This window comes from Shewanella sp. M-Br, assembly GCF_036245925.1.
Lineage (GTDB): Bacteria > Pseudomonadota > Gammaproteobacteria > Enterobacterales > Shewanellaceae > Shewanella > Shewanella oncorhynchi.
This window is the reverse complement of record NZ_BJBV01000006.1, coordinates 11,776-38,341: the sequence shown is the minus strand read 5'-3', so window position 1 is coordinate 38,341 and position 26,566 is coordinate 11,776. Positions and strand designations below refer to the sequence as shown.

Sequence of the window (26,566 nt, the reverse complement as noted above, 5' to 3'; positions counted from 1 at the left end):
TTACAAACTGTGGGATTTTGTTCTGCGTCTAGCTGACGTACAATAGTCGCATTGAGTCAACGTCATCCTACTTAGGAATCAAAATGGAAACAGTAGAGAAAATTAAGCAGCAGATCACGGAAAACCCTATCATTGTTTATATGAAAGGCTCTCCTAAGTTACCAAGCTGTGGCTTCTCGTCACAGGTAGCTCAGATCATGATTAACTGCGGCGAGCAGTTTGCATTCGTGGATATTCTTCAGCATCCAGACATTCGCGCAGAATTACCTAAGTTTGCTAACTGGCCGACTTTCCCACAATTGTGGATTGAAGGCGAGTTGATCGGTGGGTGTGATATCGTAGTGGACATGTTCCAAAAAGGCGAATTACAACCTTTGATCAAAGCGGCTGCCGCTAAGATCAAGACTGAGGAGTAAGAGTTAATTCTTACTTCATAAAAATATTGCTTCATAAAAAAGCCGCCGTGATTGATATCACGGCGGCTTTTTTATGGTGGTATCTTAAGAAACTATCACTTTTATAAAGTGTTAATTTTTCAATGGCCTACTTCGAAATTGATCGTGTCTTCAAGCCGTGATTAATGAGGTGTCACATCAGACTCGTGGTGTTTATTGTGTGGCTTAGTCGCGGGTAATAGTAAGTTCATGGTAATAGCGACAATACCGCACAAGCTAATACCAGTCAGACTGAATGAACCTATGCCAAATGCCATGCCGCCGATACCAAAGACTAAGGTAACACCGACAATACTTAAATTACGTGGCTCAGATAAATCCACATGATTACGAATAAGGGTGTTGAGGCCAACTGCGGCAATGGAACCAAATAGCAAACACATAATACCGCCCATCACTGGGACGGGGATAGTTTGCATCAGCGCACCTAGTTTGCCAACGAAGGCTAAAGTGATAGCGGTAATGGCAGTCCAAGTCATGATCTTAGGATCAAAATTTCGGGTTAAGGTTACTGCACCTGTCACTTCTGAGTAAGTCGTGTTCGGTGGACCACCAAAGGCTGCGGCTGCAATTGTGGCAATCCCGTCACCTGTTAGCGTGCGATGCAGACCGGGTTTTTTCATAAAATCTTTACCCGTGACGTTGGATATCGCCAGAATATCACCTATATGTTCTACCGCAGGGGCGATTGCCACTGGGATCATAAATGCGATGGCATACCAGTTTAATTCTGGCGCGACAAATTTAGGAATAGCAATCCAGCTTGCAGCGGTCACAACGGCAAAATCAACAATACCAAAGGCTAGGCTTAAGCTGTAACCTACTATAATACCTGCTAAAATCGGCATCACTTTGAGTAGGCCCTTTGCGAAAATCGCCACCGCGATAGTGGTACCAAGCGATGCGAGCGAAATAAATAACGCCGTATTTGTAGCGACTAAAGTCAAGTTACCATCACCACTCTTGCCTAATGCCATATTCACCGCCACGGGGGCTAAGCCAAGGCCGATAATAATGATCACGGGTCCCACTACGACTGGGGGCAATAGTCTGTGGATAAAGTCAGTGCCGCGCACTTTAACTAAGGCGCCGAGCATGACGTAGACCACGCCCGCGGCCATAATGCCGCCCATTGTGGATGGAATTCCCCAAGTCTGCACGCCATAAAGTATGGGGGCAATAAAGGCGAAGGAAGATGCGAGGAAGATAGGCACTTGGCGTTTAGTAATCAATTGGAAGAGTAGGGTACCGATACCTGCGGTAAACAATGCCACACTGGTGTCGAGCCCTGTGAGTAGCGGCATTAGCACTAGGGCACCGAAGGCCACAAATAGCATTTGCGCGCCCTGTAGGGGGATAGCGAGTCGTCTCATTTATTATTCTCGTTAATTTAGGGTAAACCGCCAAATGATAACAGTTTGTCGGATTTTGAGCAGGAGAAAATCGCCTGTTTTGCCGACGTTGATCACTGTTTGGGTTTTCTGTGCTATGGCTGGCACGGAAATGGGGCTAAATTTTGGCAAGACTCGCTTAAGGCGCTAACTATGGTACAATTTGCCTCATCTGACGCTACTTCAACTACTCAAAGATGCTGAAATTCCTATTGAAGCCGAGCTTAATTGCATTTCTATATTGTCTGTTCACGATTAATAGCGTCAATGCTGTTGAGGTGAGTAAATTAGATGAGGCCAATGTGCCTGTGTCTTCGCGCGCAGTTGCTGAACGCGACAAAGCCTTAAAAAGTGCACTTGAGCAAGTCATTATCAAGAACACTGGGACGGCGCGATCCCTCGATAACAGCCTAATCCAATCTCAGCTCAGTAATCCTGATACCTTGCTGAGCCAGTATGGTTATATCGAGCAAAATGGCCAATTGCTGTTGACCGCGAGTTTTGAGCATCGCCGCATAGTGGCGTTACTGCGTCAGGCACAATTGCCTGTTTGGGGAACTCAACGCCCGTTGACCTTATTTTGGGTCGCTATGCCTGGTGATGGCGACACTATGATATTGGGTGACTCATCTGCGTTAGCCGAACGTAAGATTTTTAGCGATTTTTCCTATGCCCGCGGTATACCTGTACTCTTGCCTATCTTAGATCTTGATGAGTTGATGGGTATTAATCCTAACGATATTAAAGGGATGTTTGCCGACATAGTAGCTAGTGTATCTGGCCGCTATCAAGCTGACTTTTTGGCGCTAGTGGCAATTGATGCCGCCGGTAATCAGGTTCGTTATCGTTTAAATCTTTATACTAAGGCTACCATTGACTCTTTGACGCCACCGTTATTCAGTTACAACGGTACTGCTGAAAATTCGGCCCAAGCGATTACCGCTATGATGGCGGCGTTAGGTGAATACTATTTTACTAAGTATGCGATTGCTGATACTGGTACTCAGCTTGGTGCGAGTGTTACCTTCGTTAATATCCAAAAAATGGCGCAATTAGTTGAAGTTGAAAAATATTTGAAGCAACTCAGCGCGATTAAAAATGCCACGTTAACGCATATTCAAGGTAATACCGTGACTTTTTCGTTAGATTTATTCGGCTCAGAGACGGACTTACAACGCTTATTAAGCTTAGAGCCGCGTATTTCTGTGGTCGCACCTGTGAGTGCAGGTGAATTTAGCCCTGTCTCTAATCAAACTGGCAAACCTGTGTATGAATGGCGTTTACATTAAGATGTTATCGGCCGTGCTTAGTTAAGCACGGCATTGTTTTTATTTAATATTGAGAAGACCGAGTGCCCTTAAACTCACCTCTGCAACTCTCGTTACCTGTGCATTTGCCAGACGACGAAACCTTTAATAGTTATTACCCCGCCGCGGGTAATGATGAACTTATTCAAAAATTGAGAGCGAATGCCGAAGGGCATGGTGAAGCCGCCATCTATTTGTGGGGCCCAGTTAAATCGGGTCGAACCCATTTAATGCACGCTGCTTGCGCGCACGCTAATGAAGTAGAGCGTCGCAGCTTTTATATTCCCTTAGGCATACATGCGAGTATTTCGACCGCATTGCTTGAAGGCCTAGAACAGTTGGATTTGGTTTGTATCGATGATGTCGATGCCATCGCCGGCCACCCCGTTTGGGAAGAGGCGATTTTTGATCTCTACAATCGCGTCGCAGAAAATAAGAATTGCGCCTTAGTAGTCAGCGGCAGCTCGTCTCCTGCGGATGCTGGGTTCCTCTTGCCAGATCTTGTTTCACGTATGCAATGGGGGTTGAATTACCAACTGCAACCCATGGCAGATGATGAAAAACTTGCCGCACTGCAACGCCGCGCCGCTATGCGTGGCCTGCAATTACCGGAAGATGTCGGGCGTTTTTTACTGAACCGTATGGCGCGGGATTTGCGTACCTTGTTTGATGTATTAGATAAGTTAGATAAAGCCTCATTAGTGCATCAGCGTAAGCTCACGATTCCGTTTGCCAAAGAGATGCTGCACCTTTAGATACAGCATGGTTTGTGTTCGTTCTGAAGATACAAAACCTACTGGCATTAAAGCCAAAAAGAGTAAAGCCCGTCATGTTGAATACATACGGGCTTTTGTTTATCTAAAATTTAAAACGCTATTGTTGTGGATGTTGGTGACGGTCACCACTTAAGCGAAGTTCGGCTTCAAAACGAGACTCGGCATTAATTGCAGCTGCATTGCTTTCGCCTTTGAGCTGCGTATTCGCAGGCGATATTGCCAATGTTTGACGCCAGCTTTGACCTTGCACCATATTAATTGGTTCGGGTAGGCTTTCGACCAGACTGATCCCATTAAGCTCCGGCAGCATTTCATCAATCACCAACGCAGCGCGATTTTCTAGACTGTCTTTTGCAATTCGTCCCCTTTGTCCCCAGTCAATAATCAGCGAATCCGCAGTTAAAATCGCAGGTTTATTGGTGACGGCGACATCACGCAATATTTGATAGCGATAACTCATCATGGCTTCCTCAAATAACATGGCCGTGTCTTCACGGGTACTGGAATAGGCATAGAAGTCGCTGGCGATATCGGCAGAAAAGAAAGTACTGACATCCGATGCTTGATAGGTCTTTTGCACATTACTCGCCGCTGCGCCGAGGAAACTAACATTGGCAAGTCCCATCATTTCAGTACTCGTTAATGGGTAGGTTTTGCTGACTTGATCTGAAATTAGACTCTTGTTGGCATTGCGGCGGCTGTAGTCATCTAACAGTCTTGGCCCTGTGAGTGTGGCATGCACGCTGCGTGGAAAAAAGTCATTGGCATGGGCGAGCTCGTGATACAACAAGGAGGCCAGATCGGGATTGATTTGCGCTAATGTGCGGTTTGCTCTGACCGTGATAGGCACGCCAAGGGAGGCATATTGGTTATCTTTTACATAACGCCAAGGCATCACAAAGTTAAGATCATTTCCAAAATTACTGCGGTAATCCGGCGCTTCATTAATAGTGTCGCGTTGGCTTGGCGTAAGCCATAAATCATTGGGATCGAGATAAATCGCCCCTGTGACTACCCAATAGAAAGAAGGGCGTACATCATAGCTAATCACCACGGCTGTAACGGATTGTAACAGGCGGGCAAAGTCGCTATTGGGGTCCATCTGGGCTAAGAAAGCGGCAAAGTTATCACCCATCCAATCGTGGGAAACCAGTACTCGATTTAGAATCGTCTCGTGATTGAGATCGCTTGAGGTTTGACCTATCAAAGGTAAGGTATTGATAGTGCAGCTATCATTAAGCTGATTGGAGTAAACACAGTTTGCTAGCACATTGGCGTAAGGTGAAGTCGGACGATAGGCATGGGTGCGCGCAACAGGGGTATCGAAGTATGGTGAGCTGATCGCTGGCGCCGAGGTGGTTAGCACAAAGACATCATCGTTAAGCTGATTGCCATTGACGTTGACATTCACTTTGAGGCGAGTGATTGTATCCTGGGTGACCGTTGGCGCGGTAAACAAGGGTCTAAACGGATCGCTCACATCGACCATTAAATCTGGGCCGGATGCTACACACCAAGAGATATTTGCTGCGCTTAATTCCGATTGTTGTCCGAGTCTTAAGCTCACATTATTGCCTTCAACCACTTGGTGATCTTGACGGACGTTTAGCACACCCGTCGATGCGGGATCGACATTAATACCAATTTCTCCGGTGACGTCTAGATTACTGCCCGTCACATGCAAGCTAAAACGGTAGCCGCCTGCGGTGGGAGTATCAAGGGCTAATACAGGGCTATTTTGACTGACGAGTGCTATGTTAGGGCCATCGATTTGCTCCCAACGGAAGGTTAAGTCTTGGCTGTCACGATTTAGGATATTGGCAATAATTGTACTGGATTGACCCGCAACATAATTTGGCTCGGTTTGAAAGCGAATTGAGGATGACGTGGTGGTAATGAGTGGCGAAATACTATCTGTGCAGCGTGCTAGTGAAGTGGAGGGGGGTGTGACTACACTATCATCTGGTTGACTATCACCACCGCCCCCGCATGCAATGAGTAGGCCCGAGCAGGCCATAAATCCGAAAAATTTCAGTGGTATCGACATTCCCATTACACCATTCTCCCTTGTTAACTCTGCTGTGCTATTTAGACTTTTGTGGCGCCATGGGACGCTTATACTGTGAGAAACTGACTATAGCACGGGCACTTAGTTGCAAAAAGTCAGTGTAAGTATAATAAGTGTTAATTTTGTCGTGATGGGAATTGACGTCGGAACGGAGGTTAGAACTAAGGTTAAAATGGGTATTCAGACTGAGATCATAAGGGACATTTAAGCCAAGGTTTGGTCTTGCGATATAAAAATGCCGCCATACCCAGCAAGGTGAGACGGCACTGAAAATACATTGAACGGACTATTCTTTAGATTTTTTCTTCAGGCCTAATCCCAGTTCACGACCACGTATGCGGGCATAAAATGGGAAAGCGATTAGCAGTACGCCAATCAATAATACTTCGATTAAGGCAAAAGCGAAGGCATCATTGGTGACATAAAGCAGGGTGAGCCCATGTAACATATATAAGCACAGAATAAAACTCGCCCAAGCATAAGTGTATGGATTACCTTGGAAAACTCCCTTTGCGGGTAGTAATAACGGCACTATCCATAAGAGACTAAATAGCAGGGTGTATTCACCGCTAATCCCTTGGCCAACAAACCAACCGCCTAATAGCAGCACTAGCGCAAAGTAGCCTAAACGGCTAAGGATAAATAAGGTGTTGGACGTCATAAGTCTACCTAAGGGTTGAAAATAAAAGCCATTTTGGTTTAAAAATCATGGGTTAAAGAATAGTGAGCACATTCTCAGGAGGACGGCCGATGGCTGCGCTTTGATTGGCGAGCACAATTGGCCGTTCGATGAGTTTAGGAGTGTTGACCATAGCCTCAATCAACTGCAATTCTGTTAGTGATGAGTCTGCAAGTCCCAAGGCTTGATATTCTGCTTCCTTGGTGCGCATTAATTCGCGAGCACTGATGCCTAGTTTAGCCAGAATGTCGCCGAGGTCTTTAGCAGTAGGGGGATTTTTTAAGTATTCCACTAGGGTAATGTCGCAGCCTTGTTGCTCGAGTAAAGCTAAGGTTTCACGGCTTTTTGAACAACGTGGGTTATGGTAAATCGTCGCTTGGGTCATAGTACTAGAGGCTCAATACGGGCTGAAATAACAATGGCGCGGATAATAACAGAAAAACCCGCGCCCCGTCAGTGTGTTCGGGGCGCATAAATGGGTAATTGTCTTTAATCTATTTGTAAAACAACTTATTACTTAAGCGCATCCATCTCTTTATCAGCCATTTTAAACTGGCGAATACGTGCTTCAATACGTGCAAGCTGTAATGGATTATTTTCGGATGCACGGTAGGCAAAGTTAAGTTGATCGATTGCGCCCTTATAGTTAGCACCTAAGGCCATCAGCTCTGCGGTGGAAAAATATTCCAATGCTTGATTGCCGGTTTTTTTATACACCATAGTCAACAATTGATAGGGCAGTTCATTTTGTTTATCGAGGAAAATCATATCTTCCAGCAAAGGGATTGCTTTGGTGGCTTGATCGGCTTCGATATATATATTGGCTAAGTTGGCATTGATCACTTGAGACGTTGGTTTCATTTTACGCTGGGCTTCGAGCATAGTAATCGCTTTTGCATAGTCCTTACGTTCGATCAGTAAATCAGATTTAGTGTCTATATAAAACAGGTTGTTATCATCGATTTTTAACAGCTCATCGACGATTTTTTCTGATTCATTAAACTTCTTCAATCTATATAAAGCCAGCGCTTTGCCATAAAGTGCCGCCTCTTTGAAGCTATAGGTCTGTTTGTTGAGTTGCCGATCAAACATGCTTAATACTGCTTCGTCGCTATAGCTGGAAAAACGGACTTGAATACGGGCTTTTGCTAGCTGAAAATTAAGATTATCAGGGATATAACGTTTAGGGTATTGCTCGGCACGGTTACGGGCTTCAGTGATCCGCGATTCAGGTAATGGGTGAGTTAGTAACATTTGTGGTGGTGTTGTGGTAAAGCGATAACGACTGGCTAATTTACCAAAGAAATCCGCTGCAGCATTAGGATTAAAGCCTGCATCCACTAGAATTTGCATTCCGATGCGATCGGCTTCCTTTTCATGCAAACGGGTGTAGTTGATTTTCGATTGTGTCGCCATGGCTTGGGTTGTCGCAAGCGCCGCCATACCTGCTTGTGGTACTGCAATAGTTAACAAAATGGCGCCAAGTAAACCGGCAATTGTTGCAGGATTACTTTTTTGCTGTGCTTCAAGGGATCGGGCAAGGTGACGTTGAGTAACGTGAGTCACTTCGTGGCCTAATACTGAAGCCAGTTCGCTTTCATTGTCGGCATTGAGAAATAAGCCTGTGTGCACGGCAACATGGCCGCCAAAGAAGGCGAAGGCGTTGATTTCATCATTTTGTAATAGGAAAAAATAAAACGGCGTTTTTACGCCTGTGGCATGGGCGACCAGTTTATTGCCAAGCTCGGTAAGATATTGACTCAACACGGGGTCATTTAGCATAGGTGCCGATGAGCGAATGATGCGCATATAAGCATCACCGTAAACCATTTCTTTTTCAAGGCTGAAGGTGTTAACTGCGGCCGTACCTAAATCCGGTAAGTCATTGTTGGCAAAGCTTTTGGCGGCGAAGGTTAGCAGCATCAAGGAGAGTGCGCCTGCAACAAAAGGTTTTAATCGAGTCAAAAAAGTCAAGTTACGCAAGCGGATCCTTTTATTTCTAATTATCTCAACTAAAGGCAGATACTGCACTTAGCTTGTAGTTTGAGGTGCAACTTAGGATAATGGCCCAAGTTCGTCTATAGCAAGTTCATTATGATTTTTATTGATTTAACGCTCTTTCGTTGTCCAGTACCCTTAGTGAAAGTGAAGCTTGCATTGAAGCCAATGCGAGAGGGTGAGCAGTTGCATATCTTACTCTCAGACTCTGGTTCGCGGCGAGATGTTCCCCAATATTTAAAAAAACAAGGGCATGTCGTGCAAGAGTTGCGTAATGATGCAAGTCTGTTAGCCTTGATGGTCACCAAAGTTGATCTATCTCAGGGATAAATTGAGGATTTTTATGTTTAAATCCTCTTAGACTAGCATCAAGCGCCTAATTTTGAGCCAGAGTGCCGCTCAGTCTAGGTTGTTTACTCCTATCAGTTTATTTTTTGATTTAGCTGACGTGTAGGAGCGAAAGTCTAACTGAGTAAAGTCTCGAATAGCATCATGATAAATAAACTTTCCTGAGCGTTTGGGAAGCCTCGCCAGCCATCACTATATTGGAATGATCCATGTTTACTGTTTTTTCTCGTTGGTACCAAGAGCGCTTTAGTGATCCACAAGCTGTGACCTTAATGGCTATTCTTGTCGGGCTCGCGCTAGTGATTTATTTTGCGGCAGGTTTACTTGCTCCGCTGTTGGTCGCTCTTGTGTTGGCATTTCTATTGGAATGGCCTGTGGCGCAAATGCTTAAATTGGGGATTAATCGCACCGCTGGTGCGTCCTTGGTTATTGTGTTGTTTTTGGGAATCGTGGTTTTACTGACATTTGGCTTAATTCCGAGTGTGTGGCGTCAAGGTGTTAGCTTAATTGCCGACTTGCCTAGCATGATAGATAAAGGCCTGCTGACAATACAAACACTGATCAATCAATATCCACGATTTATCAATCCAGAGCAGTTAGATCTGATGGTTGGTGAGCTTAAAAAACTGCTCGATACTCAACATGTGTTGGATATTGCTAAGCAATTAATCGGTTATTCAGCTTCTTTACTCGTCTTGATGGTGTACGCGATTTTAGTGCCCTTACTGGTGTTTTTCTTTTTAAAAGATAAAGATCAACTGATTAGCGGCAGTAAGCGATTTTTTCCCGCAAATCGCCAGCTAGCGCGTAAAGTGTGGTTTGAAATGCACCAACAGATTTTTAATTACATTCGTGGCAAAGTGATCGAAATCGTGGTTGTTGGTGTCGCAACTTATATTTTGTTTGCCTTGATGGGACTGCGATATTCGGTGTTGCTCGGTGTGTTAACTGGGTTATCGGTATTGATCCCTTATGTCGGTGCAACCTTAGTTACATTACCTATCACCCTAGTGGCATTTTTTCAGTGGGGTTTTAGTTCTGAATTTGGCTATTTAATGTTGGGTTACGGTATTATTCAGGCGCTCGACGGTAATTTACTCGTGCCTATTTTATTCTCCGATGCGGTGGATTTGCATCCGGTGGTCATCATAGCGGCCGTTTTAGTCTTTGGCGGTTTATGGGGTGTATGGGGAGTATTCTTTGCCATTCCATTGGCATCGTTGGTCAAAGCCGTGATTAACGCTTGGCCTAAAACAGAGCTTGAGGCTGACAATAAACTTGATGCGAGTTGATGCCTACCTGTCTAATAGCTATTTGTATCATTGGTTATAGTGGGCGAGTTAACCGTTATCGCTAATTCCTTCTGGCATTTGAATTAAGTGCCAGAGGCGTTTTGGTTGAATGTTGTGCCTTCACAATTTAAAGCATCCTCGTCTAGTACTCTGTACCCATTCACTTATTGTCATTCCTTTTTATTATCACTTTGTCTTAAGTATCACCATGAATCGAGCTTTTAGTTTTAGATTAAGGGGGATTTATTCTGTCGCTTGCCAGTTTAGGGATTTACATTATGTAGCCTCTAGGTTAGGTAGATGTAAAACTCTTATATAAGCATGTGGTTACATGATGCAGCGCACATTTTACCCTTGAGTATGTTGATAAAGTTGTGTCGCTTAGTTTGGGTTTGCTTATTCGTTCATCCTTAGCTAAGTTATATCGAGTCGTGCTATTTATTTTGGTTGAGAGATGGAAGTCACCCTGACAAGAATTTCCACTGACAATCGCCATTGGAGGATACTATTGTGAGCAAAAAACTATTAAGTGCGCTTTTCGGGGCAAGTCTTGCAGCGTTAGCGCTGTCGCCAACCGCATTTGCTGCAGATCAAAAATTGTCTGATTTCCATGCTGAGTCGGGTGGATGCGAAAGCTGTCATAAAGATGGTACACCTTCTGCGGATGGTGCCTTTGAATTTGCACAGTGCCAAAGTTGTCATGGTACCTATGCTGAAATGGACGCTGTGCATAAGCCACATGACGGTAATTTAGTCTGTGCAGATTGTCATGCGGTACATGATATGAATGTCGGTCAAAAACCTACCTGTGAAAGTTGCCATGATGATGGTCGTACCCCAGCAACTGTTCTGAAAAAATAATCTCAAAAATACGTTTAGAAAAGTTGGTATATACCTTCATGTCTAAATAAATAACGCCAGCAAATGCTGGCGTTATTTTTATCCGTTTACTAACCGATTACTCGTCTTTTGGCTGACCTTGGATGATCTTCTTGCCGGAGAACATGGCTGAAATAATCCCTGGTTGACGTTTTACTTCAGTATAAATCACCGCGAATACATGTAATAACATCAGCAGTAACAACAGATAAACCGCATAGACGTGCACTTGACCTGCCAATCCTTTCATTGGTTTAAGTGCATCCGCTTTTTCTGCGTTCACACCCGTTGCATCATAGGGTTTTAAGCTTGTTGGTTCGACATTGGTATCAGCAAGATAACTTTGTACAGCACTACCTAGCGGCGGATAATAAATATCTGTACCTGCACGCAAAAGTCCAGTGATCATTATGGTCACTAATAGCAACATGATGGCCAGCACGGCAAATTTACCTTTAGGGTTATGACCTAAATACTGCGGATTTTTCCCCGCGGCTAATTCAGTCTTATAAGCTATTAATTCGCTTTTGCTATTAGCATTGGGAAACATGTGGCTGAAACGCGCATATTTGTTACCGATAAAACCCCACACAAGGCGGACGATGAGGTTTATTGCAAACGCATATCCTATGCACACGTGTAAAGTTTTCAAGCCAATTTTACCTGTTAACTCAGATATGCCTAGCTCAGTGCGATACATCATGATGCCACCGACTAAGATGAGTGCGAGCACAAGAATGACATTAATCCAATGAAATAATCGTGTCGGTTTGTCCCACACAGGATAGGATTTTATTTCAAAAGCGGTGGGGTTACTGCTGGACATGGAATTTCCTTATTTTTTGTGTTGGTATGATCTTACGCTTTTATCCTAAAATTTCAGTAATTTTTTTCAGTTTCAATTAAGACTTCTGATTGATAGTGTAGTCAACGAAAGTGTTAGAAGTTTTTGATTTGCGTACGGTAAATATTTTTTACGTAAGTCTTTTTAATCTGTTTTATCTAATGCTAATATCGTGACCACGGTAGACTTGGAAGTCTATTGAACGGATGTTGAAGTCGTATTTGGAGGATCTTAGATCCTTAAAGTGAATAATCGTTAACCAGACAGGGAGTGAGCAGGATGTTCAAAATATTACATTGGATTGTAGTGTCACGATCGCAAGTATTGATGGAATTGCTCGCAGGACGTTGGCCGCAGGAGTTTCTCGTTAAGTTGACCCAAGTCAGCCCTGATGAGATGTGTGAGAAAATCAAAGAAAATAATGCCTCCATGGTCGTGATCGATTTAGCGACTGTTGATCTTCAAAAAGCCCACCAATTTCAGCGTTTACTTGCCCGTGAGCAACCGAGTGTACGAGTTGTCTATTTACAGTTCCCTAAACAAGTGGATGCACGTTTCTTAATGCAAGCTGCCACAACTGCAGGGGTGTTTTATCTCGATGCAGGTTTAACTGAGATAAGCCTAGGACTCTCGAATATTTTACGAGGTCATAGGGTCATCCCAATTCAGCTCATTAATGGGGTAAATGATGATTTTGGGTTGTTCGAAGACACTGAACCGTTAACTATCCGTGAGCGTGAAGTATTACAAGCATTGTTGACGGGAAGTACTAATTTAGATATCGCCAATCAGTTGTTTGTCAGTGAAAGCACGATAAAAACCCATTTGTACCGAGTATTCCGTAAAATTGGAGTGTCTAGCCGTGGTCAAGCGATTGCGTGGGCACAAACCTATTTGCACGATGTGGTGGTTTAAGTCGATATCAGTATTGATATACAAACGGATATACGTTTAAGTTAAGTCTTATCTCAGATAAAAGGGGCTAAAGCCCCTTTTATTATTTCTCAAAAGTAGTCTTAAGCCGAAAGCCTATTAACGTCCAAGCCAAGCCGCTATTTTGCTTTTGTCACGAATGGATAGGGCGACAGTATCCTTAGGCGCGGCAGTTATCATCAATTCACCCGTCATCAATTCATCCCGTCTAAACCAATGTAAATTCAACGATTCACCCAGCGGATACTGCTGTAGCTGCGCCTCAAATTGTCCTGTGACTTGTAGGTTATCCGCGGCAATTAACACATCACCTGCACTTAACCCTGCAAGGTGTGCAGGGCTGCCTTGGGTGACTGTCACGATTTTTAATCCTACAGGTGCTGCTTGGGTTTTCGCGCCGAATGCAATCTCATAACCTTTCGCTTGCCCGCCGCCCACATCTTGCGCACCTTGACTGGATCGAAGACTCAAGTTGACCCCAAATTCGGCGAGTAAAGCCGCTAACGGAATATCGTCCGTACTATCTAAGTAGGCAAACAGATCTTGGCAATCACGACCAAGGAGTCGTTCAACGATGGCTTGATGGCAAGTATCTGTGGTGCCTTTATCTTGCAGAGCATATTCCTGCCATAAAATCTGCATAACATGGTCGAGATTGTATTTGCCCTGGGTTTCGCTGCGCAGGGTTAAATCTAAATACAGCGCAAACAGAGCCCCTTTAGTGTAATAACTGATGATGGCATTTTGTGCGTTTTCATCCTGCTTGTAGAACTTAGTCCAAGCATTAAAGCTTGAGTCCTTAACACTTTGTTTAAAGCGTCCCTGGCTGCGATAGACACGGGTGAAGGTTTCACTCAGCATATCTAAATAGCTTTTTTCATCTACCAGACCTGCACGATAGGTAAGAAAGTCATCGTAATAGGAGGTGATGCCTTCATAGGCCCATAATTGTGGCGTATAGGTTTCTGCATCAAGTTTATAGGGTAAAAAGCATTCAGGCTTAATGCGCTTAACGTTCCAGCTGTGGAAATACTCGTGGCTGCACAGGGATAAATAAGTGCGATAGTCATTATTGATTGGCATATCTAGCGACAGCGGTAAGTCTTTGCGTGAACACATTAATGCAGTAGAAGCTCTGTGCTCTAAACCGCCAAAGCCATTGTCTAATATTGTGGTCATAAACAAATAACGCTTAAACGGTGCAGGCGTACCAAAGAAGTTAATCTGATACTCACAAATGGTCTTTAAATCTTGGCAGAGCCTTGGCATGCAAGCACGGTGGCGACCATTGAGTACGATATCATGCCTCACGCCACAGGCATCAAAACTTCCTAAGGTGAATAAACCCATTTCCACCGGATGATCTATGAGCTCGTCATAGCTTTTAGCTGAAAATTGGCCGAAGGCAAAATCGTCACCACTGGTGCGAGTCATGCTGGTAGCAAGGCGCCAGTCACTTAATGTTGACTCTGTGGGTGGATCTATAGAGACGGTGTGTAAAGTGTCTTCAAAATCATGGGCAGATAAAAACACGCTACTGCCGTTAAAGAAGCCGTGGGTCATGTCCAAATGCGCGGTGCGCACCGACAGATCCCAAGCATACACTTGATAAGTCAGAATAATTTCGCTGCTATTATTGTCAACCGACCAAGTTTGTTTATCTAGTTGGGTGAGCTTAAGCGTTTGGCCTTGTGCATCTTGTGCATCTTGTGCCTTGAGTTCAATGATATTTTTGGCAAAGTCGCGCACCATATAACTGCCGGGCAGCCAAGCGGGTAGGCTAAATACCTGCACTGGCTTGGGTTGTGATAATGTCATAGTGATAGCGAATAAATGGGCTTTCGGATCGATGGGGATTATCTGGTAATGGATCATATTTATCCTGCAAAACCTGAGTGTTTTAATGGTGGCCATGCTGCCAAAAATGCCTGCAACTGGCAAATGAAAAGCAAAATATCTGCAGACACAAAGTATTGAATTGCTAGTATACTATGCCAACTAACCCAAGGAGGACGCCCCATGGCCGAAGAAACGATTTTCAGCAAAATTATTCGTCGCGAAATTCCCGCGGATATTCTGTATCAAGATGAACTTGTGACTGCCTTTAGAGACATTTCCCCTAAGGCGCCAACGCATATTTTGATTGTGCCGAATCATTTGATCCCAACGGCGAACGACATGAAAGCCTCTGATGAGCCGGTACTTGGCCGTATGATGACGGTTGCGGCTAAATTGGCGGCTGAAGCGGGTATCGCTAAAGATGGCTACCGACTGATCATGAACTGCAATCAACACGGTGGACAAGAAGTCTATCACATTCATTTCCACCTTGTGGGCGGGGAGCCTCTGGGGCCCATGTTGAGCCAAGGCAAATGAAGGTCAATTCGGATTTTTTCCCGTTGACCCAAATGGCGCAGCGGTTTGTGGATCAATTAGCTCAGTGTCGTCGCCTCGGTTTAACCGTATTGGAGGCGAGTGAGCACCATGTGTTGATTGAGTTGCCCTACAGCACTGAATTAATTGGGTATCCCGATACCGGTGTTATCCATGGCGGGGTGATCACTACTTTAATGGATACCGCGTGTGGCAGTGCAGTCGTGAGCGCTATTTTCCATAAATTCAAATTATTAGAAATATCACCCACGCTCGATTTGCGGGTGGATTACATGAAGCCCGCTCAGCCCCATAAGCCAGTGTTTGGATTTGCTGAATGTTACAAGTTGTCTTCTAATATTGCCTTTACCCGTGCAATTGCTTACCAAGACAGTATCGACGATCCCATCGCCCATGCCGTCGGCTCTTTTATGCGGATAAGCCCTGAAATGGTTGGTGATGCCTTTAGGCAAGCGTTAATGGGTGAAGCCGTGCCTGCGATAGGAGAGAGTGATGAGCGCAAATAATTCGATACTAGATGCAGCCAGTACAACTCAAAACGCACAGGTTAAAGCGCCTATTGATGTGCAAGGTATAGTTAAACGCGCCACTGAACTTAATGATTTTGGCCATTTACTTGAACACGTTCCCTATGCCAAATTTATTGGCATGAAGGTGGAGCGTTTTGGTGATGAACTGATTTTTAAATTGCCCGCTAAAGACGACAATATCGGTAATCCTGTATTGCCCGCTATTCATGGCGGCGTGATTGCGGGCTTTATGGAAATGTCAGCGATAGTGCAGTTAATGGTATTTATGCAAACGGCAAAGGTGCCTAAAGTCGTTGATTTTTCAATCGACTATTTACGTGCAGGTCTGCACAAGGATAGTTTTGCTGAGTGTCGTATTACCCGTCAGGGTCGACGAGTCGCCAACGTGAATATTGATTGTTGGCAAACCAATCGTAAGCAGCTTATTGCTACGGCACGGGCACATTTTTTGATTGATTAATCTGATTAAGTTTAGATTGATGAAGCATGACTGATTCACTATTTTAGATTGAGAATGCTTTATTTAACCTATGTTATTAAGCATGAGTTCAGCACTGTTCGATTAGTTTGTCGTTTAATGGGAAATGATGCGCTAGCTGCGTATTTTGTGGCGTGACTAGGAGAAATATATGAAACAAGTTTATACAGGGTTATTACTGGCCGCAGCGCTTACCTTAGGTGCTTGTGCCTCACATACCGCAGGGATTTCAGTGAGCTCACTGGGTGAAACCCGCGTCGATAACTCCAGCTTTGCCAGAGATATTGCGGTACAGAGTGTGGATGCACGCCGAGTCGGTGATTTAGTGCAGGGCTCAGCGTTGATTGTTAGCAAATCCTCTTCCGATATGCGTGTGCAATATAAATTCACTTGGTACGATGCCAGCGGCTTTACTATCGAAGATGAAGCGACCAGCTGGAAATCTGTGAAATTACATGGTAAACAGCAATTGCAAGTCGGCGCTGTTGCACCTAATGCCCTAGTGGTTAAATTTGATGTATACGTGCGTGAAACCTTTTCAAACTAAGCTTGAGTTTACTTCTGTTTAGTTTATTCCGTGTTTAATTGATTTTTTGATATTAAACCCGTTCTAAAAAGGCTTACTTCTTTTAAGGAGCAAGCCTTTTTATTCTTTTTACATCAACGTTCAATGACCTTAAAGTCACTCAAATGTTATTAGCTTTCGTCTTTTTGACATTGAAAGTTGCGATAAATTACCCATTTTTAAGTAAAAAGGTTTACGACAAGGTGAAATCCGGACTTTAGTCCTAAATACATTCAGTGATTGAGCACTACTATCAGCATATTACCACATGAGGATAGAAAGATGACTGCTCATATTAATGCTCAACCTACTGATTTTGCTGAAACTGTTATTATGCCGGGTGATCCACTCCGTGCTAAATATATCGCTGAAACCTATCTCACCGATGCCGTAGAAGTCACGAATGTTCGCAATATGCTTGGTTACACGGGCTTTTACCAAGGACAGCGTATTTCCGTTATGGGTCATGGTATGGGTATTTCATCTATGGTGCTCTATGGCCATGAGCTGATTAATTATTTTGGCGTGAAACGCATTATTCGTATTGGCAGCTTAGGTGCAACACAAAAACATGTACAAATGCGAGATGTCATTTTAGCCCAAGCCGCAGGCACGGATTCACCTACTAACGCTAAGCGTAGTAGCGGCTACCAAATGGCAACTTCTGCGACCTTTTCTTTATTGCATAAAGCCTATACAACAGCGAATGAGAAAGGCATTAGTGTAAAAGTTGGCAATATCTTTAGTGGCGATCTTTATTACGATCCCGATGAAGATATGATCCCCGCACTTGAACGTTTTGGGGTATTAGGTATTGATATGGAAGTGGCGGGGCTTTATGGATTGTCACACCAACAAGGTATCGAATCATTAGCCATTTTAACGGTATCGGATCATTGTTTAACCGGTGAAGAAACAACGGCCGAAGAACGTCAACTCTCTTTTAATAATATGATCGAGCTCGCGTTAGAAACCGCCCTCAATTAGGTTTAAAGCCATCCTTTGAACCCTTAGCATTTCACTTATGGAATGACATAATGAATAATAAAATTACTTTAACAGCCATCAGTTTTCTCGCCAATTTTATTATGGCGGGCTTTGCGACCCAATTTGGGATGTTGATTGAACCCATAGCTGAAAAATTTGCCGCTAATGTTAACGAAGTTGCATCAATTTTTTCATTGCTCAATGGTGGTGCACTCGCGGGGACGATTGCAGCATTTTTCTTTATTGAAAAAATGGGTATCAAAAGAATGACCTTGATAAGTTACAGTCTGGTTGCTCTTTCTGCTCTGGCTTTACATCTAACCAGTTCCCTACAAGTTGTGATGGTAGCAATGACCTTAATTGGTTTTTGTGGCGGTATCGGTTTATGTATTGCTGGTACGATTGTGGTGTCTGTGTGGCAGGAGAAATTACAAAGCACAATGTTAGTGGTGCAAGATGCGACATTTAATATTGCAGGCGTTATTTTTCCATTGATAACGACTTATGCATTAACAAGTTCATTATCATGGAGTTATAGCTATTTAGCCGTAGGTTTAGTGGCGTTCGGTACAGTCATTATTACCTTGTTCACTCATTTCTCTATTTGCGAGCAATCTTCTACAACACAAGAGAAACAACAGTCTGAATGGAATCTCGGCATTATTAGTGGAGGTATTGGTTTATTTTTAGGAATGCTGGCTTTATATACTTTTTTAACTTGGGCACCTTTATTTGTAAAACAAAAATTTGATATTCCGTTTGAAGATGCCGGTAATATTATTACCCAGTATTGGTCCGCTGCGCTAATTGGGGCGTTAATTTCGACTGTGATTGTGACTCGTGTAAAAATTCACCATTTCTTAGTCGGTATTATTGCTTTAGCTATGGTGATCACCGCTGCCATTGTCAGTACCAATAATCTTAATTGGATAGCTTATTTAACCTATGGTTATGGTTTTGTGTGTGCTGCTCTTTATAATGCATTTATTGCTTATGGCGTGTCTTTTGTAAAAAAAGCTAGCAGCAAAAATGTGTCATATATTCTTATTAGCGGAAGTGCAGGGGCGATGTTTAGCCCAGCCATCAGTTCTTTCTTTGAACGTATTATCGGATTACAAACAGTGATGTATGTGATACCTCTGCTTTACGCAGCGATATTTATGCTATTGATCGTTTCAAGTCGGATGAAATCGGCTATGGAACAACACTCGCCATCGGTAAGTTAATTTACCTGTGCATCCATCCCACACTCGGTTGTTAAATTAAGTCGAGTGTGGGTTATGTTGAAAGCGGTTATATACCTGCTTCAACAAATTTCTTGAGTGCGTTGAGATCACAAATCCGAATGCCATCTTTTTTCCGCTCAATTAAGCCTCGTTCCTCAAGATTTTGTAGTGCCCGACGGTAGACTCGGTCGGTAGTACCAAATCGTTCAGCCTCTAAATAGCGTTTACTAAAGCCATCTACGGGCAAGTCATTTAAGTATTCATGATAAATATCAAATGCCACGTTATAACTGATGGGATAGAGCAGTCGCCGAGTAAAAATATCCACTGTGTCTTGGTAGTCAATCGCAATTGCACTAGCAAAAAATAGCGCGAGTTGAGGGTGTTGACCGAGGCAATGTTGTAGTTTTTCAGCGCTAATCAACATGATTTCTAAGGGTTCACTGGCAATAATGTCTAGTTGACAATGGTACTGGGTGAAGAACTCCATTTCGCCAAACAGCTGTGAATCACAATCAATAGTACCTAATTGAAAACACCGACCATTTCTCGCGGTATGGCCGAGTGATACGCGACCTTGCTTCACCAATACAAGTGATGCCATCGCTTCCCCCTGCATCATGAGGTGAGCGCCTTTTTTGAGCATTTTTATATCGCTGATACAGCTAAGTACAACCGCTTCAATAAGTGGATAGTCTTGCTCCCATCGCTGGCTATAACGTCCTTTCGATAAAGGTTTTAGCTGCATCGACTATGATCCTCTTACTGTGTTCGAAATTGCGACCTTCTATAGCATTATCATGATAGGCGGTCAAATGGACGAAAGGATTTAGGCGGCTACTAAAGATATTTTCATCATACGAACTGAAGGGCAGTGGTTTTCGCGACATTTAATTGAATCGCAGAGATAAGAGTGCCCACTTTTTATTTCCGTCATGTATACTAGGCGCCGCCAAGGGGTGTTTGTTGTGCATTAATGTTACTCTGATTTTAACGTTAACGGCTGCAAACTGAGATGTCATCTGACGAACCCTTAGAACCTGATCCGGCTAATACCGGCGTAGGAATGGGCCAATCAACAGCACACTTCTGAATCGCTTATTCGTTGCCGGATCTCAAACATTATATTTGAGGTCCTATGTCAAACCGTAAAACGTCAAACCATCAATCTCCATTCTCAACCGTATCGCCAAGCTTATTTTTAACCCGAGCGCCGCTGGCGTTAGCCATCGCCGCAGCGCTGAGCCCCCCTGTTTTTGCACAAACCGACGCTATCGATAAACCCGATCCCAGCACTGAGATGGAAGTCATGGTGGTGACGGCGGATTTTCGCAGTTCAAGCTTAGAAAAAATGCCCTCCAGCATTACCGTTATCGACAGTCAAAAAATTCAAGATGAAAGTGCGCAACACTTTGAAGATCTGCTTAATTCTATCGCCAATTTTAACTGGTCAGGTGGAAGCTCTCGGCCGAAATATTTTCAAATTCGCGGTGTAGGGGAGCAGGAACAATACCAAGGCGCACCTAATTCTTCCGTGGGTTACATCATAGATGATATCGATTTATCCGGTATTGGTATGGTGTCGAGCATGTACGATCTACAACAGGTCGAAGTGTTACGTGGACCACAGGGCACACGTTATGGCGCGAATGCTTTAGCGGGACTGATTTATCTGAAAAGTAACGATCCAACTGATGTTTTTGAGCATGGCGGCGAAGTGTCGTTAGGCGATGATGATTTGCGCACTTTTAGCGGTTTCAGTTCTGGCCCATTAACGGATTCTGGCAAGCTGCTTTTTCGTGTGTCAATGCAGCAACATCAGCAAAATGGTTACCACGATAACCTGTATTTAGGTCGTGATGATACCAATGGTCGCGATGAATTCAGCGGCCGCGCTAAGCTGCGCTGGTATGCGACAGATGATTTGCAGTTTGATTTAACTGTGCTGCATGCCGATTTTGATAATGGCTATGATGTGTGGAGTTTAACTAATTCACCAACTCAGACAACATCGGATCAACCGGGTGTTGATAGTCAGCGCACCACAGGCGCGGGTTTTAAAGCGACCTATTCTGGCGCAGAAACCTTTGAGCTAACCTCGTTAACCTCTTTTGCCAATACCGATCACCATTACAGTTACGATGGCGATTGGGCTAACTCAGAATATTGGGCCTCTAAGCAATGCAATGATGACAATGGTAATCTGGCGCTGTGTCAATACGATTATTTTTGGGATAAAACAGGTCAGCGTAAAACCGCGTCGCAAGAGTTTCGCCTAAGTTCTACCGAGCAGGGCCGTATTTTTGCAGAGAGTACTGATTGGTTGCTTGGTGTGTATGCCATGAATCTGAAAGAAGATAACCAATTGTATTCTGAATACAATGCTTCGCTAGATGAAGTCTTAGACTCAGAGTATGAGGCGACAAACTATGCACTGTTTGGCCAGCTTGATACGGATTTGGGCTCAAATTATGCTTTATCTGTGGGGCTACGTTTAGAGCGCCGCAACAGCCATTACTCTGATACGAATAACGATAATTTCGACCCGAGCGAAACCATGTGGGGCGGTCATATTGCTGTGAGTAAAGTGCTGAACGACTCACACAATGCTTATATCCGAGTCGCACGCGGTTACAAGGCGGGCGGTTTCAACATGACTTTGCCCGTCGAATTGAACGATAAAAAAGAGTTTAGTACTGAGACGCTCTATAACTATGAAATCGGCCTTAAATCCCATTGGTTAGCGGGACTTATCGATACTAATTTGGCGCTGTTCTATATGGACAGACAAGATCAACAGGTGGCTGCATCACAGCAAGATCCCGATAAACCACAGCGTTTTATCTTGTTCACTGAAAATGCAGGCAGTTCGAATAACTATGGCGCTGAGTTAGATGCAACCTGGTATGCCACGGATAATCTGCAAGTTTACTCAAGCTTAGGTTGGTTAGAAACGGCCTACGGTGACTACCAGTATCAGGATAAATATGGTACTGAGGTGGATTTAACTGGCCGCGATCTGGCCCATTCTCCACATCTTACCTACAGCCTTGGCGGGACTTATCGTGCTAATTCGGGTTGGTTTGCTAACCTGAATCTTAGCGGTAAGAGTGAATTCTATTATTCAGACAGCAATGAATCCCGCTCTGAACCCTACACTATCGTCAATGCCCGCGTAGGTTATGAGGCGAGCGCATGGTCGGCATATTTGTGGGGACGCAATCTGTTTAATGAAGAATACGGTGTGCGTGGCTTCTATTTTGGCAATGAGCCAGATAACGGTTGGGCGGAAAAGCAATATATTCGTTACGGCGATCCGCGTCAGATTGGCGTAACCTTTAACGTTAAGTTTATGTAATAGCTCATTTTAAAGTGAGCATAATCATTTAAGTGTTAACTGAACTGTAGCCCAGTATTTGGGCTACAGCCTTACTTCTGAATATCAAGGAATTAAAATGAAACTGACCGCAGAAATTAGCATGTATCCCTTTAATGAAAATTACCTCGACCCTATCAAGTGGTTTATTGGCCGCGTGGATAGCTATCCCAATATCGAGCGCGTGACTAATGCGATGGCCACTCAAGTGTGCGGTGATTATTTAGATGTGATGACTATGCTGGCGACCGAGATGCAAGCGGCCAATGAGAAGTGGGGCAAGGCGGTATTTGTGTGTAAGTTTATCGGTGGTGAGCTGAATTTAGCCCACAGCGAATAATGATTGACCGCCATGTAAGCGACAAATAGGCAATGAGAACAACACTATGACAGATTTATGGTTAACCTTGGTCGAGAGCGTTAATACGGCCTTTGGTGAAGTCCATGTGATGACCGTATGGGAAGCACTCGCGGTATTGCTGGCGATGGCATATTTACTGCTGGCGATGAAGGCCAGTGTGTGGTGCTGGGCGGCGGCCTTTGCCAGTACAGCCATTTACACTGTGTTGTTTTGGAAGGTGTCGCTACTGATGGAGTCTGTGCTTAACGTCTATTACATGGCGATGGCGCTCTATGGATATTGGCTCTGGACCCAAGGTGGTGATAAGCATCAAGGCGTAAAAGTGACCACTTGGCCATTGAAAACCCATTTAAAGTTGATCGCAGCGACGGGCGTGATTTCGCTTTTGGTTGGTCACGGTATGGCGACGTATACCCAAGCCGCATTCCCGTATCTAGATGCGGCGACAACCTGTTTCGCCGTGATGACGACTTATTTAGTGGCAAAAAAGGTACTTGAGAATTGGCTTTATTGGGTGGTTATCGACATAGTGTCGATTTACCTTTACCTCAGCAAAGGCTTGATGCTGACATCCTTGTTATTCGTGCTTTATGTGGGGCTGGCGGTCGTGGGGTATTTCCTGTGGCGAACCGCGTTAGCCGACGCCCGTGAAGCTAATACCTTGAAGTTACTCAGTTAATGCTCGATATAAACGCCTCGATGCAACGCTCAGCAGGCGAGCCATTCAAAGCACTTTACCCCTTACTCAAAAGTGCAGGGTTAGTTAACGTGTTAAGTATTCATGAGCTTGCGGGCGGCTTAAGTAATCACAACTATAAAATCACTACGCCCACAGGCAGTTATGTGCTGCGGGTGAATGCGGATGCGGCGGACAGTTTTTGCAACCGCCAGCAGGAGCGTTTTTACTGGCAGCAATTGGCTCAAGCTAAACTTGCTCCTGAACTGTTGTGGGTGAGCGAAGATGAGCGTTATTACCTCAGTGATTTTATTGAAAGTGATTATATTGAAAGTGACGATATTGAAAACGAGGTCTTAATCCACTGGCCAGCGTTAGAGCGCCAAACGAGTGCTGCTGATTTTGTGCTGGGGCAATCGACGTTTAATTATTTACAGTATCCGGCAGCAGAACAAGAAACGAATCCTAACCAAGCCCATTGTTTGCTATTGGCGTTATTGCTGCAATTACGCGATCTGCCTACAGGGCCTTACGCTATTAGTATCACTGAGCAGTGGCAGGAATATCACCAACAAATGCTTGCCTATCAGGCTTCTGCAACATTTTGTGAGCCAGTATTAAGGCGTGCTGTGCCATTGAAGCAGGGTAGTGATATTGGTGATAGCAATACTCACGATTGGAATGAGCGGGTGGCTAAGCTGCTTGCAATTCAAATCGAAATCAAACATTGGTGTGATGAGTTAGCAGCCTGCATAATAAAGCCGCAGTTTTGCCATCGCGATCTTAATCCCCATAATTTGTTACTCAAAAATAACCGCTTGTGTTGTATCGATTTTGAGTATGCGACGGCATCGCATCCACTGTGTGAGTTAGCTGTAGTGTTAGCGACCCATGGGTTAACGCCCTATCAGCAAAGTGTGTTGGTGAAACAGTATCTGAGTGGACATCCTTATGTTACTGCACAAGCCGTAACGGCAGTGCCTGCCGCTATTGACATGTATTGGGTATTTGCTTGCTACTGGGCATTATTGATGGCAGCGCAAACAGAACCCAGTCGTAGCGCCGACTACCTTGCTTGGTTTGATTGCTTCTGGCCGCTGATCACCCCCAAATAGCCATTATTGCGTGTGCTTAGTTTCCATCTGATGATAATGGCTCATTCCCTTATGGCATTGACCGCTCGATTGGTAGGACATGCGGGTAGAACATACTGAAAACCTTTATTAGACAAACTTGTTTGATATAAAAAGCAACTTTATATAGTCTCAAGCGTCTTATTAGCAACAATTCTAGGATGGATTATTCAGTATGAAAAAAGGCGTGATGCTACTTGTGTGTCTCTTAGGCTTAAGCGCCTGCTCCACTAAATTCAGTTACCATTTCCTCGACTGGGCCATCGGCTGGGAGCAAGAGGATTATGTTACCTTAGATAAATCTCAGCAAAAGGCATTTGATGCCCTCATTGAAAAATTTGTCATTTGGCATCAATCCAAAGAGTTAGCTCATTATGTGGTGCAATTGACCGAAGTCGAAGGCCTCATAAAAACCAATACGTTAACGCCAGTGCTATGGGCAGATCATGTGAATATTGCTAAGCGGCATTGGTTTCGATTGTTTGAGTTCGCCTTGCCCGAGCTTCTACCTATCATAATGTCTTTGTCCGATGAACAGGTGAAGCAGATCCTCACAAAATTACGGGAGGAAGAGCAGGAGCTCGTTAAAGAATTTGCGGGTAAAACCCCTGAACAGTTACAAAAAGATGCCGATGAAAACCTTCAAACCCAATTTGATGATTGGCTTGGAAGTGTAACTGCGGAGCAAAAAGTGCTTATTCACCAATATAATCAACAGCGTTTATCCACCTTAGATATGTGGCTTGAGTACAGGCACGAATGGTTACGCCAGTTTGAGGTTGCACTGGGTCAGCGTGCCGATAAAGCATTATTAACCGAGCGTTTAACCTTGCTGATGACGCAGCCCGATGAGCTTAAGTCAGAACAACATAAAGTGTTTTTACGTAAAAATACTGAGGCATTTGGGACTTTGTTGTTGGCGATGAATGCGAGCTTATCGGAGCAGCAGTCTAAGCATTTTTATAAAAAGTTAGGTGGGCTCATTCAAGATCTCAAGGAACTGAATCAGGAAGCGATTGAAAAAGAAGCCTAGGCCATGAAAGATTTATTGCCTTGCTAGGGTCTATTCCTGCAAGCCAATAAATTAGTCAAAGAGAGACACTATGCCACTTGCATCCCTTTACCAAAAATTGCTCAATATGAGTCGCTATTTCGATGGCGTAGCGCCATTAGCCCTCAGGATTTACCTTGTGCCCGTGTTGATGCAAGCAGGCTATAACAAGCTCGCTCACTTTGAAGATACGGTTGCTTGGTTTGCCAATCCCGATTGGGGCTTAGGTCTGCCAATGCCGGCGGTAATGGCAGGATTGGCGGCGGGAACCGAGTTCTTTGGCGCTATCTTGTTACTGCTTGGGCTCGCGACGCGACTGATTTCTATCCCTTTGATGGTCACTATGTTGGTCGCCGCATTCACTGTGCATTGGCCAAATGGTTGGTTAGCGATTGCCGATGGTAGTTCTTGGCTTGCGAATGACAGAGTGCTTGAGGCAGGGGATAAACTGATAAAAGCCAAAGAGTTATTGCAGGAGCACGGTAACTATGACTGGCTGACCAGTTCAGGTAATTTTGCTGTGCTTAATAATGGTATTGAGTTTGCGATCACCTATTTTATTATGTTGTTGACACTTTTTACCTTAGGCGGTGGTCGTTACACTAGCCTAGATTATTTCATCGCTAAGCGCTGTAGGATTAAGTAAGTCTTTCTCAAGCGGGCTCAATTGTTAACTGCATCGGATTTTCAAGCGCATTTAATTTTTAAGTACACTCGATGGTAAGTGCACTCAACAAGTTAAATCCCACTCAAGCGGTGGGATTTTTTTATGCCTCTTTGTCAGCAATTTGCTATGCTTGAGCGCAATTTATATCGAAC

Annotated in this window: 27 protein-coding genes and 1 riboswitch; of the genes, 19 read left to right on the top strand and 8 right to left on the bottom strand. The window is 44.2% G+C overall.

Annotated elements, in window-relative coordinates:
* Positions 1 to 83: 83 nt before the first annotated feature.
* Entirely contained in the window at positions 84 to 416 is a 333-nt protein-coding gene (grxD, locus tag AAA952_RS06275) for a Grx4 family monothiol glutaredoxin (RefSeq protein ID WP_011846572.1), read from the top strand.
* Positions 417 to 577: 161 nt separating this feature from the next.
* On the opposite strand, the gene AAA952_RS06270 is transcribed toward grxD, so the two are convergent.
* Positions 578 to 1,828 (bottom strand): uracil-xanthine permease family protein, encoded by a 1,251-nt coding sequence (locus tag AAA952_RS06270; protein ID WP_338255398.1) that lies wholly within the window; start codon positions 1,826 to 1,828, stop codon positions 578 to 580.
* 215 nt (positions 1,829 to 2,043) lie between these two features.
* Here AAA952_RS06270 and AAA952_RS06265 point away from each other — a divergent pair, with 215 nt between their 5' ends.
* Together AAA952_RS06265 and hda are read left to right on the top strand one after the other, a co-directional pair.
* A complete protein-coding gene (locus AAA952_RS06265; RefSeq protein ID WP_105252829.1) occupies positions 2,044 to 3,135 on the top strand; it encodes a DUF2066 domain-containing protein in 1,092 nt (363 codons plus the stop codon).
* Between the two features lie 62 nt (positions 3,136 to 3,197).
* Positions 3,198 to 3,908 carry a DnaA inactivator Hda gene (hda, locus tag AAA952_RS06260; protein WP_168823935.1) on the top strand — a complete coding sequence of 237 codons (711 nt, stop codon included), beginning with the start codon at positions 3,198 to 3,200 and terminating at the stop codon, positions 3,906 to 3,908.
* 118 nt (positions 3,909 to 4,026) lie between these two features.
* Here the strand turns inward: hda and AAA952_RS06255 are convergent, their stop codons facing one another.
* The 4 genes from AAA952_RS06255 to AAA952_RS06240 form a co-directional block, all read right to left on the bottom strand.
* On the bottom strand, positions 4,027 to 5,982 hold the full coding sequence (locus tag AAA952_RS06255) for a hypothetical protein (RefSeq protein ID WP_338255394.1): 1,956 nt from the start codon (positions 5,980 to 5,982) through the stop codon (positions 4,027 to 4,029).
* Positions 5,983 to 6,283: 301 nt separating this feature from the next.
* Positions 6,284 to 6,658 (bottom strand): DUF2069 domain-containing protein, encoded by a 375-nt coding sequence (locus AAA952_RS06250; RefSeq protein ID WP_028760312.1) that lies wholly within the window; start codon positions 6,656 to 6,658, stop codon positions 6,284 to 6,286.
* 52 nt (positions 6,659 to 6,710) lie between these two features.
* Entirely contained in the window at positions 6,711 to 7,061 is a 351-nt protein-coding gene (gene arsC, locus AAA952_RS06245; RefSeq protein ID WP_131523894.1) for an arsenate reductase (glutaredoxin), read from the bottom strand.
* 128 nt (positions 7,062 to 7,189) lie between these two features.
* Positions 7,190 to 8,659, bottom strand: coding sequence for a M48 family metalloprotease (locus AAA952_RS06240; RefSeq protein ID WP_105252826.1), 1,470 nt, complete (start codon positions 8,657 to 8,659; stop codon positions 7,190 to 7,192).
* Between the two features lie 111 nt (positions 8,660 to 8,770).
* Between AAA952_RS06240 and AAA952_RS06235 the strand changes: the two genes are divergently transcribed.
* From AAA952_RS06235 to cctA, 3 genes are all read left to right on the top strand, one after another.
* Entirely contained in the window at positions 8,771 to 9,004 is a 234-nt protein-coding gene (locus AAA952_RS06235) for a sulfurtransferase TusA family protein (protein ID WP_028760309.1), read from the top strand.
* Between the two features lie 227 nt (positions 9,005 to 9,231).
* Positions 9,232 to 10,314, top strand: a complete 1,083-nt coding sequence (locus AAA952_RS06230; RefSeq protein WP_338255386.1) for an AI-2E family transporter — start codon at positions 9,232 to 9,234, stop codon at positions 10,312 to 10,314.
* A gap of 510 nt (positions 10,315 to 10,824) precedes the next feature.
* A complete protein-coding gene (cctA, locus tag AAA952_RS06225) occupies positions 10,825 to 11,175 on the top strand; it encodes a tetraheme c-type cytochrome CctA (RefSeq protein WP_105252823.1) in 351 nt (116 codons plus the stop codon).
* Between the two features lie 97 nt (positions 11,176 to 11,272).
* Here the strand turns inward: cctA and AAA952_RS06220 are convergent, their stop codons facing one another.
* Positions 11,273 to 12,019, bottom strand: a complete 747-nt coding sequence (locus tag AAA952_RS06220; protein ID WP_263255307.1) for a cytochrome b/b6 domain-containing protein — start codon at positions 12,017 to 12,019, stop codon at positions 11,273 to 11,275.
* A gap of 297 nt (positions 12,020 to 12,316) precedes the next feature.
* On the opposite strand from AAA952_RS06220, the gene AAA952_RS06215 reads away from it, so the two are divergent.
* Complete coding sequence (locus tag AAA952_RS06215; RefSeq protein ID WP_219233747.1) at positions 12,317 to 12,952, top strand: LuxR C-terminal-related transcriptional regulator; 636 nt, start codon at positions 12,317 to 12,319, stop codon at positions 12,950 to 12,952.
* A 117-nt stretch (positions 12,953 to 13,069) separates the two neighbouring features.
* Here the strand turns inward: AAA952_RS06215 and AAA952_RS06210 are convergent, their stop codons facing one another.
* Positions 13,070 to 14,845, bottom strand: coding sequence for a M61 family metallopeptidase (locus tag AAA952_RS06210; protein WP_338255378.1), 1,776 nt, complete (start codon positions 14,843 to 14,845; stop codon positions 13,070 to 13,072).
* Positions 14,846 to 14,989: 144 nt separating this feature from the next.
* Here AAA952_RS06210 and hinT point away from each other — a divergent pair, with 144 nt between their 5' ends.
* From hinT to tsgA, 6 genes are all read left to right on the top strand, one after another.
* Positions 14,990 to 15,346, top strand: a complete 357-nt coding sequence (gene hinT, locus AAA952_RS06205; protein WP_006081303.1) for a purine nucleoside phosphoramidase — start codon at positions 14,990 to 14,992, stop codon at positions 15,344 to 15,346.
* Positions 15,343 to 15,870, top strand: coding sequence for a PaaI family thioesterase (locus AAA952_RS06200; protein WP_028760303.1), 528 nt, complete (start codon positions 15,343 to 15,345; stop codon positions 15,868 to 15,870). Before hinT ends, AAA952_RS06200 begins: the two co-directional genes overlap by 4 nt.
* Positions 15,857 to 16,354: a PaaI family thioesterase gene (locus tag AAA952_RS06195; RefSeq protein ID WP_168823948.1), complete on the top strand. Its 498-nt coding sequence runs from the start codon at positions 15,857 to 15,859 to the stop codon at positions 16,352 to 16,354. The genes AAA952_RS06200 and AAA952_RS06195 overlap by 14 nt, the downstream gene beginning before the upstream one ends.
* A gap of 169 nt (positions 16,355 to 16,523) precedes the next feature.
* Positions 16,524 to 16,919 carry a YcfL family protein gene (locus tag AAA952_RS06190; RefSeq protein ID WP_338255369.1) on the top strand — a complete coding sequence of 132 codons (396 nt, stop codon included), beginning with the start codon at positions 16,524 to 16,526 and terminating at the stop codon, positions 16,917 to 16,919.
* Between the two features lie 300 nt (positions 16,920 to 17,219).
* Positions 17,220 to 17,924 (top strand): purine-nucleoside phosphorylase, encoded by a 705-nt coding sequence (gene deoD, locus AAA952_RS06185; RefSeq protein ID WP_012196924.1) that lies wholly within the window; start codon positions 17,220 to 17,222, stop codon positions 17,922 to 17,924.
* A gap of 50 nt (positions 17,925 to 17,974) precedes the next feature.
* Complete coding sequence (tsgA, locus tag AAA952_RS06180; protein ID WP_131523888.1) at positions 17,975 to 19,150, top strand: MFS transporter TsgA; 1,176 nt, start codon at positions 17,975 to 17,977, stop codon at positions 19,148 to 19,150.
* 67 nt (positions 19,151 to 19,217) lie between these two features.
* On the opposite strand, the gene AAA952_RS06175 is transcribed toward tsgA, so the two are convergent.
* The gene (locus AAA952_RS06175; RefSeq protein ID WP_338255362.1) at positions 19,218 to 19,898 is read right to left on the bottom strand and encodes a Crp/Fnr family transcriptional regulator; all 681 of its coding nucleotides are present in this window, start codon (positions 19,896 to 19,898) and stop codon (positions 19,218 to 19,220) included.
* Positions 19,899 to 20,095: 197 nt separating this feature from the next.
* A riboswitch (TPP riboswitch) is annotated at positions 20,096 to 20,234 on the top strand.
* 54 nt (positions 20,235 to 20,288) lie between these two features.
* Between AAA952_RS06175 and AAA952_RS06170 the strand changes: the two genes are divergently transcribed.
* The 6 genes from AAA952_RS06170 to AAA952_RS06145 all read left to right on the top strand — a co-directional run bounded on the left by AAA952_RS06170 (position 20,289) and on the right by AAA952_RS06145 (position 26,393).
* Positions 20,289 to 22,508: a TonB-dependent receptor gene (locus tag AAA952_RS06170; RefSeq protein WP_338255361.1), complete on the top strand. Its 2,220-nt coding sequence runs from the start codon at positions 20,289 to 20,291 to the stop codon at positions 22,506 to 22,508.
* Positions 22,509 to 22,605: 97 nt separating this feature from the next.
* Complete coding sequence (locus AAA952_RS06165; RefSeq protein WP_338255358.1) at positions 22,606 to 22,866, top strand: hypothetical protein; 261 nt, start codon at positions 22,606 to 22,608, stop codon at positions 22,864 to 22,866.
* Between the two features lie 46 nt (positions 22,867 to 22,912).
* Positions 22,913 to 23,566, top strand: coding sequence for a nicotinamide riboside transporter PnuC (gene pnuC / locus AAA952_RS06160; protein ID WP_028760296.1), 654 nt, complete (start codon positions 22,913 to 22,915; stop codon positions 23,564 to 23,566).
* Positions 23,566 to 24,678, top strand: a complete 1,113-nt coding sequence (locus AAA952_RS06155) for a phosphotransferase (RefSeq protein WP_338255356.1) — start codon at positions 23,566 to 23,568, stop codon at positions 24,676 to 24,678. Before pnuC ends, AAA952_RS06155 begins: the two co-directional genes overlap by 1 nt.
* Positions 24,679 to 24,871: 193 nt before the next feature.
* Positions 24,872 to 25,729, top strand: coding sequence for a DUF6279 family lipoprotein (locus tag AAA952_RS06150; protein ID WP_113938746.1), 858 nt, complete (start codon positions 24,872 to 24,874; stop codon positions 25,727 to 25,729).
* Between the two features lie 70 nt (positions 25,730 to 25,799).
* Entirely contained in the window at positions 25,800 to 26,393 is a 594-nt protein-coding gene (locus tag AAA952_RS06145; RefSeq protein WP_338255352.1) for an HvfX family Cu-binding RiPP maturation protein, read from the top strand.
* Positions 26,394 to 26,566: the final 173 nt, after the last annotated feature.

Coding starts and splice junctions, on each gene's coding strand:
- pnuC (WP_028760296.1), top strand. CDS start 22,913: ATGACAGATTTATGGTTAACCTTGGTCGAGAGCGTTAATACGGCCTTT.
- AAA952_RS06195 (WP_168823948.1), top strand. CDS start 15,857: ATGAGCGCAAATAATTCGATACTAGATGCAGCCAGTACAACTCAAAAC.
- AAA952_RS06230 (WP_338255386.1), top strand. CDS start 9,232: ATGTTTACTGTTTTTTCTCGTTGGTACCAAGAGCGCTTTAGTGATCCA.
- AAA952_RS06170 (WP_338255361.1), top strand. CDS start 20,289: ATGTCAAACCGTAAAACGTCAAACCATCAATCTCCATTCTCAACCGTA.
- hinT (WP_006081303.1), top strand. CDS start 14,990: ATGGCCGAAGAAACGATTTTCAGCAAAATTATTCGTCGCGAAATTCCC.
- AAA952_RS06155 (WP_338255356.1), top strand. CDS start 23,566: ATGCTCGATATAAACGCCTCGATGCAACGCTCAGCAGGCGAGCCATTC.
- AAA952_RS06265 (WP_105252829.1), top strand. CDS start 2,044: ATGCTGAAATTCCTATTGAAGCCGAGCTTAATTGCATTTCTATATTGT.
- AAA952_RS06145 (WP_338255352.1), top strand. CDS start 25,800: ATGCCACTTGCATCCCTTTACCAAAAATTGCTCAATATGAGTCGCTAT.
- tsgA (WP_131523888.1), top strand. CDS start 17,975: ATGAATAATAAAATTACTTTAACAGCCATCAGTTTTCTCGCCAATTTT.
- AAA952_RS06150 (WP_113938746.1), top strand. CDS start 24,872: ATGAAAAAAGGCGTGATGCTACTTGTGTGTCTCTTAGGCTTAAGCGCC.
- AAA952_RS06165 (WP_338255358.1), top strand. CDS start 22,606: ATGAAACTGACCGCAGAAATTAGCATGTATCCCTTTAATGAAAATTAC.
- AAA952_RS06255 (WP_338255394.1), bottom strand. CDS start 5,982: ATGGGAATGTCGATACCACTGAAATTTTTCGGATTTATGGCCTGCTCG.
- AAA952_RS06250 (WP_028760312.1), bottom strand. CDS start 6,658: ATGACGTCCAACACCTTATTTATCCTTAGCCGTTTAGGCTACTTTGCG.
- AAA952_RS06220 (WP_263255307.1), bottom strand. CDS start 12,019: ATGTCCAGCAGTAACCCCACCGCTTTTGAAATAAAATCCTATCCTGTG.
- deoD (WP_012196924.1), top strand. CDS start 17,220: ATGACTGCTCATATTAATGCTCAACCTACTGATTTTGCTGAAACTGTT.
- AAA952_RS06270 (WP_338255398.1), bottom strand. CDS start 1,828: ATGAGACGACTCGCTATCCCCCTACAGGGCGCGCAAATGCTATTTGTG.
- arsC (WP_131523894.1), bottom strand. CDS start 7,061: ATGACCCAAGCGACGATTTACCATAACCCACGTTGTTCAAAAAGCCGT.
- AAA952_RS06200 (WP_028760303.1), top strand. CDS start 15,343: ATGAAGGTCAATTCGGATTTTTTCCCGTTGACCCAAATGGCGCAGCGG.
- AAA952_RS06215 (WP_219233747.1), top strand. CDS start 12,317: ATGTTCAAAATATTACATTGGATTGTAGTGTCACGATCGCAAGTATTG.
- AAA952_RS06210 (WP_338255378.1), bottom strand. CDS start 14,845: ATGATCCATTACCAGATAATCCCCATCGATCCGAAAGCCCATTTATTC.
- AAA952_RS06235 (WP_028760309.1), top strand. CDS start 8,771: ATGATTTTTATTGATTTAACGCTCTTTCGTTGTCCAGTACCCTTAGTG.
- grxD (WP_011846572.1), top strand. CDS start 84: ATGGAAACAGTAGAGAAAATTAAGCAGCAGATCACGGAAAACCCTATC.
- AAA952_RS06190 (WP_338255369.1), top strand. CDS start 16,524: ATGAAACAAGTTTATACAGGGTTATTACTGGCCGCAGCGCTTACCTTA.
- AAA952_RS06175 (WP_338255362.1), bottom strand. CDS start 19,898: ATGCAGCTAAAACCTTTATCGAAAGGACGTTATAGCCAGCGATGGGAG.